The sequence below is a fragment of the Comamonas sp. GW821-FHT11H03 genome, from assembly GCF_058807955.1.
The window spans coordinates 134,545-149,819 of record NZ_JBXARF010000010.1 but is presented as its reverse complement, the minus strand read 5'-3'; the positions used below and the strand labels follow the sequence as shown (position 1 = coordinate 149,819).

Sequence of the window (15,275 nt, the reverse complement as noted above, 5' to 3'; positions counted from 1 at the left end):
CACCTCAGGCCAACGAGAAATATGCAATCTTGCCTTCACCCGAGGTACGCAGCAGCGTTCCATCCTGGTGAAGCAGGTTCAAATGGGCTATCGTTTCCCCTAGGGCCATCAGGCGATCCACGGGGCCGCGCAGCCTGGGAAAGAGCACGGGCACCAGCTCGGCAGCCGTTGCCCGCCCCACCTCGCCCAGATGTCCGGTCAGCAGTGCAAACTGCTCGGCATGGTGCTCCAGCACCTGCACCAGGCGCTCGTGCAGACCGTAGAAAACACCCTGGTGCGATGGAAGCACCAAGGTCTCGGCCGGCAGCTCATGCAAACGATGCAGCGAATCAATCCAGAGCCTGAGCGGATTGCCCTCGGGCTCGATGGGGCTGACCATCACATTCGAGGTGATGCGCGGCAGCACCTGATCACCGGCCAGCAAAATTCCGTCTTCCTCGCAATACAGACAGGCATGCTCGGGCGAGTGCCCCTCGCCCAGAACAATGCGCCACCGGCGCTCGCCGATCTGCAGCACCTCACCCGGACGAATGCGCTGGTAATGGCTGGGCTGCCTCGGCATGAACGGATCCTTGCGCATGGCGGTCAGCATGTCGTCCAGCTCTTGGCTGCTCACCCCGGCACGCGCATAGAACTCGCGATGCGCCTCGGGCAAAGGATCGGGCGGCGGCCCCATCAGCGAGCGCAGCATCATGAACTCCCCATAGCTCATGAGCAGCGGCACGCCAAAGCGCTCCTGCAACCACCATGCCGCACCCGCATGGTCATAGTGACAGTGGGTGCAGATCACACGGGTCAGCGGCTGGCCGGCCAATTTTTCCGTGAAGATCTTCTCCCACAGCTCGAAGGTGCCGGGAATTCCCAGCCCTGTATCCACCACGGCCCAGCCGTCGCCGTCCCTGAGCAGATAGACATTGATGTGGTCAAGAGCCATGGGCATGGGCATGCGCAGCCACAGCAGACCGGGGACGATCTCCACATGGCTGCCATCGGATGCCGGCGGCGCAAAGGGATAACGCAGCACATCTGCGGGCTTGGCCCGTACGCGCTCCTGCGCGACGGCGCTATCCACGCAGTGCCTCTTCAAGCGTTGCAGCGGTCAGCGGCACATAGGTCTGCAGCTTGTCATTGCGTACAAACAGCGGGTCGCCCGTCTGAGCGCTGTCATAGCCTTGCTTTTGCAGATCCACCTTGCGCAGCTTGTAGTTGCCGGTCATGTCCGGCGTATCCATCAGACGCACGAACAGTGGTGCCGCATAGCGCGGCAGACGAGCGATGGCTATCTTCCACAAGGCCTTGGGATCGAATGGGGCTCCCTCATGCATCACCAACGCTGCCATGCCCGCACGGCCACCGTGACCAGGAACCTGCACTCCATAGACGGTAATCGCATCCAGCCCCTGGAAGTCCCCGAGTGCATCGCTGACTTCCATGGTCGAGACGTTCTCGCTCTTCCAGCGGAAGGTATCGCCGATACGGTCCACAAACCAGCAGTAGCCGTCTTCGTCGCAGCGCAGCAGGTCGCCCGATGTCCACCAGAGGTCGCCCTGCTGAAAGACATTGCGCAGCAGCTTCTTTTCGGAGGCCTCCTCGCTGGTATAGCCTTCAAAGCGCCCGGCAACCACCCCGGGATACTGGATGACCATGCCGATGGCCTCGCCGGGCTCGTTCACGCCTGCCAATTGCAAAAAGCCGTTTTCATCTCGGATGTAATCGCCTCTTTCCTGGTCGTAGCGAACCAGGCGCAAATTGGTCTTTTCCCAGAACGGAACGCGACCGCAGGAGCCGATGCGGTTGTCCAGGTTGATGGTATTGGTGTTGGACTCCGTGCCTCCCCAGCCTTCATAGATCTGGAACACGGCGCCAAAGCGCGATGTCCACTGCTGCCAGATCTCGGGCGTGAGGCCGGTTCCGGCCATCTTGCGCAAGCTGTGCTCCCGGTCGCTGTCCGTCGCGGGCGCGCTGAGCAGAAAACGGCAGATCTCCCCCACATACTGGCAAAAGGTAATGCCGTGTGCGCGGATATCACTCCAGAACTCGCTGCGGCTGAACTTGCGGCGCACCACGATGCGCGCTCCCGCAGCCATGGCGGTTGCCGTCAGCGACATGGAAGCTGCGCCGTGGTAGAGCGGCAAGAAGCAGTAGAAGCAGTCATCCCGGGTGATTTCCCACAGCAGCTGCATGGAGTCCCCCGCCATCAGCCAGCGTGCATGGCTGATGACCGCTGCCTTCGGTAGGCCGGTGGTCCCTGAGGTGAATATGTACTGCGCCGTATCGCCGGCCACCACGCCCTCGCGCCAATCCAGCGGCACCGCCGTGCCGTCCCGGCTCATGGCAAGGGCCTGCAGATCAGAGCCGAACTGCTGCAGAACTCCCGCTGCGGCGGGGCGCACTTCATCGGGCCAGTGCCAGTAGCTCAGCGCGGTGTTCAGTCCTTCAGTCTGCGCAAAGCGCTCTGCACATTCCTCGCCCACGATCACATGGCTGGCGTTGGTCACCTCCAGTGCGTGCGTCAGAGGCTTGCCCATCACATGGGTGTTGATGAAGGCCACCACGGCACCGAGCTTGGCCACGCCAAACCAGGCAAAGAAAAAGGCCGGGCGATTCTCGATGGCCATGGCCACCACATCGCCCTTTCTCACCCCCTGCTCATGCAGCGCACGCGCCACCTGATTGGCGCGCTGGTTGAACTGCGCATAGGTGTAGCGCACATCGCCTTCGGTCAGAAAGATGCGCTCGCCGAAATCTCGCGCACAGTCCTCCAGACGATCAGCCATGGTGTAGGGCGTATCGGCCAGGTACTTGGCCGCAATGGGCGCGCGACGATCCAGCTTGAGCTGGGTCTGCTCGCGCGACACCACAGTCGTGTCGCTCATCACATGTCTCCTTGGTATTTTTGATGTGTGAGATGTCTTCGATCAGCGCTGAGGGCGCGGCATGCCGAGGCCGAACTGGGCAATCAGCTCGCGCTGAATCTCGTTCGTGCCGCCACCGAAGGTGTTGATGGTGGAGGCGCGCAGCTCATACTCCAGCTCACCCATCAGATAGGACGCCGCCGAGCCGCCACGCACCAGAGCGCTGCTGCCCACGATGTCCATCAATCGATGCAGCACCTCGACCATGCCTTCCGAGCCATAGACCTTGGTGGCAGATGCCAGGCTCACGTCCATGGCACCGGCTTCCAGACTGGCCGCGATGCGGAAGTTGGTCAGTCGCATGGCTTCAAGGCGGGCATAGCACTGCGCCAGACTGCGCCTGACCCAGGCCTGATCGACAGCGCGCCGGCCCTGCTCATCCTTGGCCTTGGCCCATTGCAGCACCTTGACGAAGGGAGCAAACACCTTGTCCGACCATGCCCCCAGACCCAGGCGCTCGTGGTTGAGCTGTGCAGTGATCAGCTTCCAGCCGCCATTGAGCTGGCCGATCAGACGTGCTGCGGGCACTTCAACATTGTCGAAATACGTGGCTGCCGTGTAGTTGCCCACGGTCTGAATCAGCGTGTGCGAAAAGCCCTTGTCCCGGGTATCCACCACCATGATGGAAATACCTTTGTGGCGTGCCAGCTCCGGGTCGGTGCGGGCAGCCAGCCACACGTAGTCGGCCGACTCGATGCCTGAAGTCCACAGCTTCTGGCCGTTGACCACAAAGTGCCCGGTCTGCAGATCGCCCTGCAGCTGCGCCTGCGTCTTGAGCATGGCGAGGTCGGAGCCCGCACCGGGCTCGGAGTAGCCAATGGCGAAGATGATGTCTCCGCTGGCCATGCCCGGCAGAAACTCCTGCTTCTGCGCCTCGGTGCCATACTCCATCAGCGCAGGACCGACGGTGCTGATGGTGACGAAAGGCAGTGGAGCCCCGGCGATATTCGCTTCCTCAAAGAAGATCAGCTGCTCGGTGGCCGACAGGCCCTGGCCGCCGAACTCCTTGGGCCAGCCGATCGCCAGCCAGCCATCGCGCCCCATCTTGCGGATCAGCTCGCGGTATTCGTCGCCGCCCTCTGCACCGCGCATGCGGGCCTTGAGCTCGGGCGTCATCAACGCCTGAAAGTAGTCACGGCACTTCAGGCGCAGCGCATGCTGCTCGGGAGTCAGGTCAATGAACATGAATGTCTCCCTTGCAATCAGGCCTCGTCGCCCAGAATCAGGCCGCTGGTGGGCACGCCTGTACCGGCGGTCACCACCATGTTGTGCACGTCCTTGAGCTGATTGGCGGAGCTGCCCCGAATCTGGCGCACGGCTTCGGCAATGCCGTTCATGCCGTGGATATAGGCTTCGCCCAGCTGGCCGCCATGGGTGTTGATGGGCATGGAGCCGCCGCGTGCATGCTCGCCGGCGCGAATGAAATCCTTGGCCTCGCCGCGCTTGACGAACCCGAACTCCTCGAGCTGAGGCAGCACAAAGGGCGAAAAGTGGTCGTACAGCACCGCGCTTTGCACATCCTTGGGCGTCAGGCGGCTTTGCTGCCACAACTGGCTGGCGACATGCCCCATCTCGGGCAGACCGGTGATGTCCTCGCGGTAGAACGAGGTCATGGACTGCTGGCCGTCAGAGATACCCTGGGCCGCCGCCTTGATGTAGACCGGCTTGGCCTTCATCTCACGGGCACGGTCGCTCGATGTGATGACCATGGCCACGGCACCGTCAGACTCCTGGCAGCAGTCCAGCAGGTGCAGCGGCTCGCAGATCCAGCGGCTGGCCTGGTGCTCCTCCAGCGTGATGGGCTTGCCGTAGAAGAACGCGTTGGGATTGGTGGCGGCAAAGTCGCGCACGGCCACGGCCACACGGCCGAAGTCCTCACTGGTCGCACCAAAGGCATGCATATAGCGGCGGGCAAACATGCCCACCCAGGATGCCGGTGTGTGAAAGCCGTGGGGCATGTACCAGCCATAGTTCACATTGTCGAAGAATGGCGTGCTGCCAAAGCCATAGCTGCCGGTGCCAAAACGGTACCAACTGCGCTCATTCATGGCGCGGTAGACCACGACCGTCTTGGCAATGCCCGTGGCCACGGCCATGGCCGCATGCAGCACAGGGCCGCAGGCCGCGCCACCGCCATGCGGTACCTGCGAGAAAAAGCTCACATTGCGAGCCCCGAGCAGGCGGGCGATTTCATACTCGGGGACCTTGTCCACGGAGTACGAGGAAAAGCCGTCCACCTCCTTGGGGTCGATGCCGGCGTCGCTCAGCGCAGCCAGCGTGGCCTCCATGGCCAGGCGCAGCTCGGTACGGCCCGAGTTCTTGGAAAATTCTGTTGCACCCAGACCCACAATGGCGGCGCGACCGGAAATATTCATATCGTTCACAGGAATGTCTCCGCTTGTTGTTCTTAGGCCAGGGCCACTTGCACAGTGCCGCTGACGTGAGAGCCCATGGAATTGCTGCCCTTCAGTGCGATCTGAACGCTGCGCGTGGCCTCGTTCTTCTCGGTCACGGAGCCCGTGAACTTCATGGTGTCGCCGGGGTAATTGGGGGCCCCCAGGCGAATCTTCAGATCCATGAGGCGTGCATCCTCGCCAGCCCAGCTCTCGACAAAGCTCTGCACCAGACCGTTGGTGGTCAGGATGTTCATGAAGATATGCGGCGAGCCCAGCTCGCGTGCGGCATCGCGGTCATGATGTCCGGGGAAATAGTCACGCGTGGCGATGGCGCCGCCGGCAATCAGCGGCACGGTGATGGGCACGCTGACGGGCTGCAGTTCGTCGCCCACGTTTACCGACTCGAAGCGAATAGATTGGTTTGCCATGTTGTTGTCTCCTTAGCGGTCTTCGGGCAGGTCGTACTTCCAGCCGAGCGTGTCGTTGTCTGCGAGCCACTGGCCCAGCGCCTGCAGGTGCTGTTCGGCGCTGCCGACCTCGGCAGCCAGTGCCCGACACCAGAACATGAAGCGGTGAATGTGATAGGTCACATCCACACCCATGCCGCCATGCACATGCTGTGCAACGCGGCCTACCTTCAGGCCCAGCTCATTGGACTGGGCACGCACCGCATGGGCCTGCGGCGTGCAGGGCAGGCCGGCATCCAGACGCCAGACCAGCTGGCTCAGTGCGCTGCGCTGCGTCTGCATGAGGATGTAGCCGTCGGCCATCTGGCCCTGCACCAGCTGGAAAGTCCCGATGGGACGGTCGAACTGCTTGCGCTCGCTCACATACTCCACGGTGCGGCGCAACTGCTCCTGTGTCACGCCCTGCTGCAGGCTGGCCAGGCAGGCGATTGCCATTTCGTTGACCCAGTCCAGCGCACGGCCGCCCAGCACGGCCAGCACCGGCGTGTTGCGAAAGCTGATGTCTGCCACCGCACAGTAGTCTTCGCGCATGCCGGCCACGCGGCTGACGCCATCGGCCTGCAGGTTCACCAGCACGAGCTTGATCTCATCGCCCGCCGCCGCTGCCACCAGCGCCATCTGGGCCTGCTCGCCCAACGGCACGGCTTGCAGCTGGCCTTTGAGTCGCTCACCCTGCAACTGAAGCGCCGGCCCGCGTGTGGCCACGGCAGCCTGCAGCGACAGAGCCAGCAACTCGCCCTCCAAGGCTGACTGAACGACTGCGTCCTGCCCCTCGGCAAACTTCGCAATCGCGGCCGCAGCGACCTGCTGCTGCCACAGCGGAACCTGCGCCAGCGCACGGCCTTGCTGCTCCAGCACAGCCAGCATCTCGCTCATTCCCAGACCCAGGCCGCCTGCAGCTTCCGGCACCAGGATGCTGTGCAGGCCCGCAGCCACGCACTGCTGCCACAGCTCCTGCATGAAAGGCTGGCCCGAGGCATCGTGCTCGCGCAGCTTGTCGTCGGTGCAATAGTCTGCGAACAGGCTTTGCGCCATGTCTGCAAATGCACGTTGGTCTTCACTGAGTTGAAAGTCCATGACGGTCTCCTAGCATCAGCCCACGGGACGGAACTGGGCCAGAGTCAGATCACCGTCAAAGGTGTTGAACTCCACCTGCACCTTCTGACCGATCTGCACCTCGCCGGGCTTGACGCCGACCAGCTGGGCAATCACACGCACGCCCTCCTGCAGCTCCACCAGACCGATGGGATTGGGGTGGTCGAAAGGCGGAACCTCGGGGTAGTGCATGACCACGAACGAGTACACCGTGCCCTTGCCGCTGGCCTCGACCGTGTCCCAGTCGAACGAATGGCATTGGGGGCAGACGGGACCGGGTGGATGGTGCAGATCGCCGCAGCTCTTGCAGCGCTGAATCAGCAGCTTGCCTTGCTTCAGGCCTTCCCAGAAGAAGCGGTTGTCGTCGCTCACGCCCGGTGCGGGTCGCTTGATCTTCGGGGCGGCAACCTGCGCGGGGTCGGCCTTTTGCACATTGGCGGGACGGAACTTGAAGACGCGGAACATCAGCTGGCCGACCTTCTCGTCTTGGCCATTCGCTGCCTTGATCGAGAAGTACTCCATGATCTGCGTGACAAAGTAGCCCGTGCCCAGGGCCGTGGTCTTCTCTTCGCTGATGGCTTCCAGACGTGTCGTGTAGTACAGGTCTTCACCTTCGAGCACATCGCGCTCGAAGCTCAGCTCGGAATTCACCGCCACGGTGGAAGGAAAGTCGTGCGCTTCGATCAGCTTCAGAACTTCATAAGGGTTCTCTGTCGTGGAGCCTGGCGGATAGTTGTTCTGCACCGGCCCCTCCATGCACCAGACCTGCAGCATCGCAGGAGGTGCAATGGTCCTGCCATCCTTGTTGGTCTTTACGGCCACACCCATCAGCTCGCTCCACTGACGAATCATGGGGCTGTTGACCTTGTCCCAGGCATGGACACGCCCGTATTGCTTGCCCACGTATGCGCGGACCTCTGCCATCCAGTCTTGATCGGTCAAGATTGTCTCCTTTGAAATTCAGTGTTTCTGCGGCACGGATTCCGAGTTCGAGGCACTCAGAAATGCGGGGCGCTCACCGCCGCCGTGCAGCAGCAGATTGGTGCCGCTCATGTAGGAAGCGCTCTGCGAGGCCACATACAGGCAGGCGTTGGCAATGTCCTCGGGCTCGGCCAGGCGGCCCGCAGGAATGGTCTGCGCGACAGAGGCGATACCGGCCTCATCCCCGAAATGCAGATGCGACTGCTCGGTGCGCACCAGGCCGGGGCTGACGGCCACCACGCGCACCTTGGGCGCCCACTCCACAGCCAGAGAACTGACCAGGCTCAGCACCGCCGCCTTGGCCGCGCCGTAGGCGGCCGTACCAGGGGAAGGACGCAGCGCGCTGATGCTGCCGATGCAGACAATCACACCGCCGCCGTCCTGCTGCTGCATCACGGCATTGGCGGCCTGCGAGGCATGCAGGGTCGAGAAGAGATTCAGGCGCAGCACGCTTTCGTGAAAGCGCGGCGACACCGTGGCGGCATCGACATGGGGAGCGCCGCCGGCGTTGTTGACCAGAACGTCCAGACGACCATGGCGGCGCTGCACCTGATCGACCATGTCCTTGACGGCCTGGGCCTCGCGCACATCGCAGGCAATGAAGTCTGCGCTGCGGCCATTGATGCTAGGCAACGCTTCGGGTTGCTGACGGCCGCACACGACCACCGTGGCTCCTGCCGCGAGAAACGCCTGGGCAATGCCCTTGCCGATGCCCTTGGTGCCGCCAGTGACCAGCACGACCTTGTCTTGAAAGTTGTTGTTCGTGTCCATGCCTGCCAATTTAGGTTTCGGCATCAGCAGCAGATACGTCCAAAAGGACGATGTTGGTCCATCCCTTGAAAACGACCATCGTCCCTGTTCAACTCCCTGGGAATCCTTATGTCGGCAACGCTTTCCGCTATTGAAAACATGGACACCGCGCAGCGAGAGCTACTGGTTCGGCATCAGGACCATGGCGTGGCAATCGTTCAGCTCAACCGCCCCGAGGCAACGAATGCGCTGAGTCTTTCTCTGCAGACGGCGCTGTCCAGAACCTTCGCGGAGCTGAGCGCAGACGCCAGCGTGCGCTGCATCGTTCTGACTGGCGGCGACAAGGTGTTTGCGGCAGGCGGGGACATCAAGAGCATGGACTCCTGCGGCCCCATAGAGATCATGAAGCGCCACACGGAGCGCGTCTGGGCCCCCATTGAGAAATGCCCCAAACCCATCATTGCAGCGGTCTGCGGCTATGCCTTTGGCGGCGGGGCCGAGCTGGCCATGCATTGCGACATCATCATTGCCGGGCAAGGGGCCAGCTTTGCACAGCCCGAGATTCGCATCGGCATCATGCCCGGTATCGGCGGCACCCAGCGACTGGTGCGCGCCGTGGGCAAGTTCCAGGCCATGCGCATTCTGCTGACGGGCAAACCCGTCAGCGCCGACGAAGCCTATGCCATGGGTCTGGTCAGCCTAGTCTGTGCAGACGATCAGGTAATCCCTGAGGCGCTGAAAATGGCGAAACTGATTGCCAATATGCCCCCGCTGGCCGTGGAACAGATCAAGGAAGTGGTGATTGCCGGCATGGACGCATCGCTGGACGCCGCCCTGATGCTGGAGCGCAAGGCCAACCAGATTCTGTTTGCGACCCGCGACCAGAAGGAAGGCATGAATGCGTTCATTGAGAAACGCCAGCCAGTTTTCAAGGGGGAGTGAACGCATCAAGCCAGCGCCGCAACATCGCCTTGGTTGAGATCGGTGCAGCAGCCCGAGAGTCTGAGGCGGCTCTCAGTCGTTGCGCATGCAGCCACCGGTAAAGCCTGACCACAAAGGCTGCGACTCCAGATGCACATGCTTTTGCTTGAGCGCCGAAAAAGGCGAGTCCAGCGTGCCCAGTGCGATGCATATCCAGTCGGCCCAGTCACCGGCCTGCCCGGACCAGAACAGGGATGAGCCGCAGTGCTGGCAAAACTGCCGGTGCACGGAAGCCGAAGAGGCATAGGACTTGATATCGCCCTGCCCGGAGACTATGCACAAGTCCTTGCGCGGCACGGCGCCATAGCTTGCGAACGCGGAGCCATGGCTTTTGCGACACTGCCCGCAATGGCAATGCGTCACGGCCCTGGGCGGCGACAGCAGCCTGTAGCCGACTCTTGCACATAAACAGCTTCCCAGATAGTTCTCGGGCACGACTCAGTCTCCAAATCCGCTATCCAAACACGGGGCGCCAGTCATCACATCTGCCGCTGCGCACCTGCACACGCCCCATATGCCCAGGCCTGGCCGGCGCTGCAGGGCAAGGCCATGTCCCGAATGGAATTGCCCGACATACCCGATGCCGCTCACCCCGAGAAATCCGGATGGAGTCCTCAAGATTGATGCGCGCTCAGAGCATCATGCCACCAGAGACTTCAATGCGCTGGCCCGTGACCCAGTTGTTGCCATCGGCAAGCAAGGCGGCAACCGCGGCGCCCACATCGTCGGGGCGCCCCGCCCGGCCCATGGCGGTCAGCCCGCTGATATGGGCATTGAGCTGTGCGTTGTCGCGCACCACGCCGCCACCGAAATCCGTCTCTATGGCGCCAGGGGCAATGGTGTTCACGGCGATGCCGCGTGCTCCCAGCTCCTTGGCCAGATAGCGCGTCATCACCTCAATGCCGCCCTTCATCACCGCATAGGCGGCATAGCCGGGGAGGCTGAAGCGTGCCAGCCCGGACGAGGTATTGATGATGCGTCCGCCGTCCCGGATCAGGGGCAGCAGTTTCTGCGTCAGAAAGAACGTGCCCTTGAGGTGAATATCGACGAGCAGATCGAACTGCTCTTCCGTGGTCTCGGCAAACGGCGCCACCAGGCCGATGCCGGCATTGTTCACCAGATAGTCGAACTGCTCGCGCTGCCAGGTCTCGGCCAGCACGCGCCCGACACGGTCGGCAAACGCGGCAAAGCTCTTGCTCTCACCCACATCCAGGCGCAGCGCCACGGCGCGGCTGCCCAGCGCCTCGATGCGGGAGATCAGCTCCTGGGCATCACTTTCACTGTCCTTGTAAGTGACGATCAGATGAACGCCGCGCTCGGCCAGCTTGAGGGCTTCGCTACGGCCCAGGCCACGGCTTGCGCCGGTGATCAATGCGATACGGGGTGCAGATGCTTGCATGTCGGTCTCATGGAGTATGTCAACGAGCCAGGACTTTAGGTGTTCTCCCTCAATGAATAAACAATTTAGAAAAGATCGCACTGTTCACTTTAAAAATACAATAAAGCCATGGACTTCAATGCGCTTCATGTGTTCACCCGCGTGGCCGAACTCTCCAGCTTCACCCTGGCCGCAGAGCAGCTCGGGCTGACCAAAAGCCGTGTGTCGACCGTGGTGCAGCAGCTGGAAAAGCAGCTCGGAACCCGTCTGCTGCAACGCACCACCAGGCATGTGCGGCTGAGCGCCGATGGCGAGCAGTTCCTTGAGCGAAGCAAGGAGTTGATGGCCGACCTGGAACAGCTGCAAGCCATGTTCCAGCCCGCCACCAGCGGACTGCGAGGCAGTCTGCGCATCGATATGCCCAACTCTCTGGCCCGGGATGTCGTTATTCCCAAACTGCCCGAATTCCTCTCGGCCCACCCCTTGCTGGAAGTAGGCATCAGTACCAGGGACCACCGCGTGGATGTGGTGCAGGAAGGCTTTGACTGCGTGGTGCGCATTGGCGCGCTGGCAGATACCGACCTGATCGCCCGCACCATCGGTGCGATGGAGATGTGCAATCTGGCCAGCCCCGCCTATCTGCAGCGCCACGGCACGCCCGCGACACTGGCCGATCTGTCACGGCACCGGATCATTCACTATGCGAACCAGCTCGGGCGGCATGGTGCGGGCTGGGAATATCAGCGCGGCAAGGAAATCGCGCTGCAGCCCATGCTCAGCGCCCTGGTGGTCAACGGCACAGATGCCTACCAGGCAGCCTGTCTTGCCGGCCTGGGCCTGATTCAGGCCCCTGTCCGGGGTGCGCGCCATCTGCTGGATCAGGGCCTGCTGGTCGAGGTCATGCCCCACTTCAAGGCGGCGCCCATGCCGGTGTCCCTGCTGTACCCGCATCGCAGACATATCGCGCCGCGGGTCACGGCCTTTCTGAACTGGATCACCGAGGTGATACAGCCCCATCTGACAGGCATGGACCGCTCTTGATGCCCGGCACCAGGGCGAGCATGGTGCATATGTATCATTCGGCGATGACTTGCATTCGAGCTTCCCGCCCCGAAGACGGGGCACGAGCGATCGAGATCTGGCGCCATGCCGTTGATGCCACCCATGACTTTCTGAGTCCGCAGGATCGCGCCGAGATTGATGAGATGGTGCGCGGCTTTCTGCCGCACGCCCCGCTGTGGTTCGCTGTCGACGAGCAGGACCATCCTCTGGCCTTCATGCTTGTGGACCAGGGCCATATGGAAGCGCTGTTTGTGGACCCCGCCTTCAGGCACCGGGGCCTCGGTGCGGCGCTGGTGCGCCACGGCCTGGCGCTGCATCCCGAGATGAGCACCGATGTGAACGAGCAGAACGCGCAGGCGGTGGGCTTTTACGAAAAGATGGGCTTCAAGCGCACGGGCCGCTCCCCGCAGGACGGACAAGGCCGCGCCTACCCGATCATCCATCTCAAATACGCCAATCCCTGATCCCTGACCCCTGAAAGGCCGGCCTGGCTGGACTGCGCGCGCCGGTCCAGACCGGATCGCTGCATTCAACATCTCAAATGCTATATAAATAATAGCTTATAGCGAAAATCCATTAATAATTTCAGATATAAAACAATCTGAATTCGAATTCAGTCAAGCGCAAGCAGCTCCTTAATACGGAGCATTGCAGGCGTCGGCCGTTGCTTCCCTGCAGCGCCGGTGCCATGGCTTCTCCGCATGCGGGGCAGGCTCGCCATAGACCGAGCAAAGAGATGCGAGATCGGCGCTGTGCCTGTGCAGCAGAATCTGCTTGCCTAGAATCGGTGTCTGTATCGAAAGAACCGTCATGGCCAGCGCCGTGGCCATGAAAGGCTTTCATTCTTGCAACCGACGGTGTTGAAGATGAGCAAGCCTTTCATATCCCTGTGCCCGGAAATCACGCGAGCCAATGCGCTGAGCCTGGTGGACTGGCTGAACGACGAGGACGTCGTGCGCCACCTCAGCGATTCGCGCCATGTCTCGCGTCACATCGAGCAGCTCATCGACCGGGTTCAGCTGCCTATACTCACCCATCTCTTCAATCAGGGCGGCCGCTTCTTCATGGCCTACGACCGCGATGACGTGCCCGTGGGCTTCGTGCGTCTGGTCCGCAACGGGCCGGACTGCGAAATCGTGCTGGTCATCGGCAAGCGCGACAACTGGGGGCGCAAGCTCGGCGCCAGCGCCTTGCACGAGGGCATGAAGCTGGCCTTTTTCGACATGCGGGCCCAAAGACTGATTGCCAGGATCCATGCCGACAACACGCGCTCGCTCAGGGCCTTTGTGCACAACGGCTTTGTGCTGGAGAACGAGACACCCGCACTCAAGTCCTATGCGATGACGGCGCAGCGCTACCTCCAGCGCTTGCGCGCCGGGCTGCCGGGCGCTGCGACGGGCATCTGCATCACCGCCGTGGATCAGGCACGCCTCAGAGACAGGCTCGCGCTGGAATGGGAGTCGCAAGCAGCCGACCTGGAGCATGAAATCGAGCGCGCCACCGTCGTCGATGCGCGACAGGTGCAGCGCAATGTGGTCACCATGAACTCCAGAGCCTTGCTGCGCCTTGATGAGGTGGCCATCGAAGTGGCCCTGGTCTACCCCGAAGATACCGATGACAGTGCAGGAAGGTTCTCGGTCTTCTCGGGCGTGGGCACGGCCATTCTGGGCTGTCGGGAAGGAGACCGCATCGACTGGAGGATTCTCGATCGCACCCGCCATATCCGGATCGAGAAATTGCTCTACCAGCCCGAGGCGGCCGGACACTTCCATCTGTAAGCCGGCTCAGGCCGGGAGTGCTCATTGCACTGCCTTGAACAGCAAGATCAATAGCATTCAACGCATGATTTCAATGTATTTCAGATCAAAATGTATTTGAAACTCAATTGAATCAGGCGAAGACAGCTTCCATATCAGGAGCAGTCAAGCGCCTGACTCTCTTCAGGCGCCAGCGTGAATATTCTTCTCGCCAAACAAGGCGCGCATGCTCACCACCTTGCCGGCGCCATTGAAGCGAAAGTGATCGATGGGCGCAACCACGGTCTTGCGGCCGTGATACTCGAAGCTGACGGTGAAAGCGAAGGCCGCTTCGTTGGCGACCGCGCGTACCTCCTGCGTCAGCTCCACCGCCAAAGGCAGTTTGAGCGAGTTGGCGTAAAACTCACGAATCGCAGCCGTACCGGACCTGGGCTCGGAACCCACGGGGTCTTCCACCGTGGCGTCATCGGCAAACAGCGCGACGATGCCGTCCAGATCACCGGCATTGAGCGCAGCCACATAGCGCTGTACCACGGCGGTCATATGTTCTGGGGTATTCATCTCAAATCATCCTTCTAGCAGGCGCCGTTGAAAACCGGCAATGCCCAAACGGGGGCGGTGAACAAAAAAACCCTTGCAGCGAGGCCGCCCTCCCCCTCCCGCACAGCGAGGGGGAAGACGCAGGGCCACCCTGGCAAAGCGCCTCATGAGAGGTCAGAACTGTGTCGGGCGCATCACCGCATCAATACCGCCATCAATGACGATCTGCGCGCCATGCACATAGCTTGCGGCCGGGCTCATCAAAAAGGCGATGACCGACGCCATCTCGGACGGCTCGGCACGGCGGCCCATGGGAGGAACGAACTTGGCAATGGATTCGCCATAGCGCGGGTCCTGCAGGCCCGCCTGCAGCAAGGGAGTCTCGGTTGCACCGGGGGCGATGGTGTTCAGGCGCACGCCGGCCTCGCCCCAGGCGGCGGCGCGTTTGCGCACAGCCACCGTCAAAGCATTCTTGCTGCCCGCATAGGCCAGATTGCCGCCCTGCTCTCCCGCTTGCTCGACAATGGCGCGGGCCTTGGCTTCCTCGCCGGCTTCCAGTGCCAGCGCCAGTGGGTTCTTGTCAAAAGCCAGATGCGCGGAAGCCACGGACGAGATGACGACGGCTGCGGGCTGATGGCCCTGTTTCAGCGCTGGCAAAAAGGCATCCAGCAGCTCGGTCGCGCCAAAATAATTGACCGAAACCACATTGCCAAGCACCTTGGTCTGCGGTCCCAGGCCGGCGCACAGCACCAGGCCGTCCACGCCCTTGCTGCACTTCGCCAGCACATCGGAAATTGCCTGCTTTCGACCTTCGGCCGTCGAGAGATCGGCAATCACTTCCGCATCGCGTATATCGATGCCTACGATCTGGTGACCGGCCGCTTCCAGGACCTTGCGCGTAGCGGCACCAATGCCGGTGGCGCAGCCGCTTATCACGATGATGGACATGTCTT

The 15,275-nt window shown here is 62.0% G+C and carries 16 protein-coding genes; 4 read left to right on the top strand and 12 right to left on the bottom strand.

The features are described from left to right. Positions 1 to 4 precede the first annotated feature (4 nt). The 8 genes from AC1RTQ_RS20745 to AC1RTQ_RS20710 are packed head-to-tail and all read right to left on the bottom strand — an operon-like array spanning position 5 to position 8,625. Positions 5 to 1,072, bottom strand: coding sequence for an MBL fold metallo-hydrolase (locus AC1RTQ_RS20745; RefSeq protein ID WP_492878514.1), 1,068 nt, complete (start codon positions 1,070 to 1,072; stop codon positions 5 to 7). Next, a complete protein-coding gene (locus AC1RTQ_RS20740) occupies positions 1,065 to 2,876 on the bottom strand; it encodes a long-chain-acyl-CoA synthetase (protein ID WP_492878512.1) in 1,812 nt (603 codons plus the stop codon). The genes AC1RTQ_RS20745 and AC1RTQ_RS20740 overlap by 8 nt, the downstream gene beginning before the upstream one ends. A 42-nt stretch (positions 2,877 to 2,918) precedes the next feature. Continuing rightward, complete coding sequence (locus tag AC1RTQ_RS20735; RefSeq protein ID WP_492878510.1) at positions 2,919 to 4,100, bottom strand: acyl-CoA dehydrogenase family protein; 1,182 nt, start codon at positions 4,098 to 4,100, stop codon at positions 2,919 to 2,921. Between the two features lie 17 nt (positions 4,101 to 4,117). Then, the gene (locus AC1RTQ_RS20730; RefSeq protein ID WP_304349769.1) at positions 4,118 to 5,290 is read right to left on the bottom strand and encodes a lipid-transfer protein; all 1,173 of its coding nucleotides are present in this window, start codon (positions 5,288 to 5,290) and stop codon (positions 4,118 to 4,120) included. Positions 5,291 to 5,322: 32 nt separating this feature from the next. Beyond that, on the bottom strand, positions 5,323 to 5,739 hold the full coding sequence (locus AC1RTQ_RS20725; protein ID WP_302091698.1) for a MaoC family dehydratase: 417 nt from the start codon (positions 5,737 to 5,739) through the stop codon (positions 5,323 to 5,325). Positions 5,740 to 5,751: 12 nt separating this feature from the next. Next, entirely contained in the window at positions 5,752 to 6,855 is a 1,104-nt protein-coding gene (locus AC1RTQ_RS20720; protein WP_304349695.1) for an acyl-CoA dehydrogenase family protein, read from the bottom strand. Positions 6,856 to 6,870: 15 nt separating this feature from the next. Then, the gene (locus AC1RTQ_RS20715) at positions 6,871 to 7,815 is read right to left on the bottom strand and encodes a Zn-ribbon domain-containing OB-fold protein (RefSeq protein ID WP_492878507.1); all 945 of its coding nucleotides are present in this window, start codon (positions 7,813 to 7,815) and stop codon (positions 6,871 to 6,873) included. A gap of 18 nt (positions 7,816 to 7,833) precedes the next feature. Next, positions 7,834 to 8,625: an SDR family oxidoreductase gene (locus tag AC1RTQ_RS20710; protein ID WP_302091701.1), complete on the bottom strand. Its 792-nt coding sequence runs from the start codon at positions 8,623 to 8,625 to the stop codon at positions 7,834 to 7,836. Between the two features lie 108 nt (positions 8,626 to 8,733). Here AC1RTQ_RS20710 and AC1RTQ_RS20705 point away from each other — a divergent pair, with 108 nt between their 5' ends. After that, positions 8,734 to 9,546 carry an enoyl-CoA hydratase gene (locus AC1RTQ_RS20705; protein ID WP_492878505.1) on the top strand — a complete coding sequence of 271 codons (813 nt, stop codon included), beginning with the start codon at positions 8,734 to 8,736 and terminating at the stop codon, positions 9,544 to 9,546. A gap of 72 nt (positions 9,547 to 9,618) precedes the next feature. On the opposite strand, the gene AC1RTQ_RS20700 is transcribed toward AC1RTQ_RS20705, so the two are convergent. Together AC1RTQ_RS20700 and AC1RTQ_RS20695 are read right to left on the bottom strand one after the other, a co-directional pair. Further along, the gene (locus AC1RTQ_RS20700) at positions 9,619 to 10,020 is read right to left on the bottom strand and encodes a GFA family protein (RefSeq protein ID WP_492878503.1); all 402 of its coding nucleotides are present in this window, start codon (positions 10,018 to 10,020) and stop codon (positions 9,619 to 9,621) included. Between the two features lie 196 nt (positions 10,021 to 10,216). Then, positions 10,217 to 10,984 carry an SDR family NAD(P)-dependent oxidoreductase gene (locus tag AC1RTQ_RS20695; RefSeq protein WP_492878501.1) on the bottom strand — a complete coding sequence of 256 codons (768 nt, stop codon included), beginning with the start codon at positions 10,982 to 10,984 and terminating at the stop codon, positions 10,217 to 10,219. Between the two features lie 108 nt (positions 10,985 to 11,092). Between AC1RTQ_RS20695 and AC1RTQ_RS20690 the strand changes: the two genes are divergently transcribed. The 3 genes from AC1RTQ_RS20690 to AC1RTQ_RS20680 all read left to right on the top strand — a co-directional run bounded on the left by AC1RTQ_RS20690 (position 11,093) and on the right by AC1RTQ_RS20680 (position 13,803). Next, positions 11,093 to 12,004 carry a LysR family transcriptional regulator gene (locus AC1RTQ_RS20690; protein ID WP_492878499.1) on the top strand — a complete coding sequence of 304 codons (912 nt, stop codon included), beginning with the start codon at positions 11,093 to 11,095 and terminating at the stop codon, positions 12,002 to 12,004. Positions 12,005 to 12,048: 44 nt separating this feature from the next. Next, the gene (locus tag AC1RTQ_RS20685) at positions 12,049 to 12,489 is read left to right on the top strand and encodes an acetyltransferase (protein ID WP_492878497.1); all 441 of its coding nucleotides are present in this window, start codon (positions 12,049 to 12,051) and stop codon (positions 12,487 to 12,489) included. 402 nt (positions 12,490 to 12,891) lie between these two features. After that, complete coding sequence (locus tag AC1RTQ_RS20680; protein ID WP_492878495.1) at positions 12,892 to 13,803, top strand: bifunctional GNAT family N-acetyltransferase/nucleoside diphosphate kinase regulator; 912 nt, start codon at positions 12,892 to 12,894, stop codon at positions 13,801 to 13,803. Between the two features lie 162 nt (positions 13,804 to 13,965). On the opposite strand, the gene AC1RTQ_RS20675 is transcribed toward AC1RTQ_RS20680, so the two are convergent. Next, on the bottom strand, positions 13,966 to 14,343 hold the full coding sequence (locus AC1RTQ_RS20675; protein ID WP_492878493.1) for a steroid Delta-isomerase: 378 nt from the start codon (positions 14,341 to 14,343) through the stop codon (positions 13,966 to 13,968). A 153-nt stretch (positions 14,344 to 14,496) separates the two neighbouring features. Then, complete coding sequence (locus AC1RTQ_RS20670) at positions 14,497 to 15,270, bottom strand: 3-alpha-hydroxysteroid 3-dehydrogenase (RefSeq protein ID WP_492878491.1); 774 nt, start codon at positions 15,268 to 15,270, stop codon at positions 14,497 to 14,499. Positions 15,271 to 15,275: the final 5 nt, after the last annotated feature.

What these genes read in the sequence shown, in the direction of transcription:
- AC1RTQ_RS20740 (WP_492878512.1), bottom strand. Translation starts at nt 2,876, where the DNA reads ATGAGCGACACGACTGTGGTGTCGCGCGAGCAGACCCAGCTCAAGCTG.
- AC1RTQ_RS20685 (WP_492878497.1), top strand. Translation starts at nt 12,049, where the DNA reads ATGACTTGCATTCGAGCTTCCCGCCCCGAAGACGGGGCACGAGCGATC.
- AC1RTQ_RS20695 (WP_492878501.1), bottom strand. Translation starts at nt 10,984, where the DNA reads ATGCAAGCATCTGCACCCCGTATCGCATTGATCACCGGCGCAAGCCGT.
- AC1RTQ_RS20730 (WP_304349769.1), bottom strand. Translation starts at nt 5,290, where the DNA reads ATGAATATTTCCGGTCGCGCCGCCATTGTGGGTCTGGGTGCAACAGAA.
- AC1RTQ_RS20680 (WP_492878495.1), top strand. Translation starts at nt 12,892, where the DNA reads ATGAGCAAGCCTTTCATATCCCTGTGCCCGGAAATCACGCGAGCCAAT.
- AC1RTQ_RS20710 (WP_302091701.1), bottom strand. Translation starts at nt 8,625, where the DNA reads ATGGACACGAACAACAACTTTCAAGACAAGGTCGTGCTGGTCACTGGC.
- AC1RTQ_RS20725 (WP_302091698.1), bottom strand. Translation starts at nt 5,739, where the DNA reads ATGGCAAACCAATCTATTCGCTTCGAGTCGGTAAACGTGGGCGACGAA.
- AC1RTQ_RS20720 (WP_304349695.1), bottom strand. Translation starts at nt 6,855, where the DNA reads ATGGACTTTCAACTCAGTGAAGACCAACGTGCATTTGCAGACATGGCG.
- AC1RTQ_RS20735 (WP_492878510.1), bottom strand. Translation starts at nt 4,100, where the DNA reads ATGTTCATTGACCTGACTCCCGAGCAGCATGCGCTGCGCCTGAAGTGC.
- AC1RTQ_RS20705 (WP_492878505.1), top strand. Translation starts at nt 8,734, where the DNA reads ATGTCGGCAACGCTTTCCGCTATTGAAAACATGGACACCGCGCAGCGA.
- AC1RTQ_RS20690 (WP_492878499.1), top strand. Translation starts at nt 11,093, where the DNA reads ATGGACTTCAATGCGCTTCATGTGTTCACCCGCGTGGCCGAACTCTCC.
- AC1RTQ_RS20675 (WP_492878493.1), bottom strand. Translation starts at nt 14,343, where the DNA reads ATGAATACCCCAGAACATATGACCGCCGTGGTACAGCGCTATGTGGCT.
- AC1RTQ_RS20670 (WP_492878491.1), bottom strand. Translation starts at nt 15,270, where the DNA reads ATGTCCATCATCGTGATAAGCGGCTGCGCCACCGGCATTGGTGCCGCT.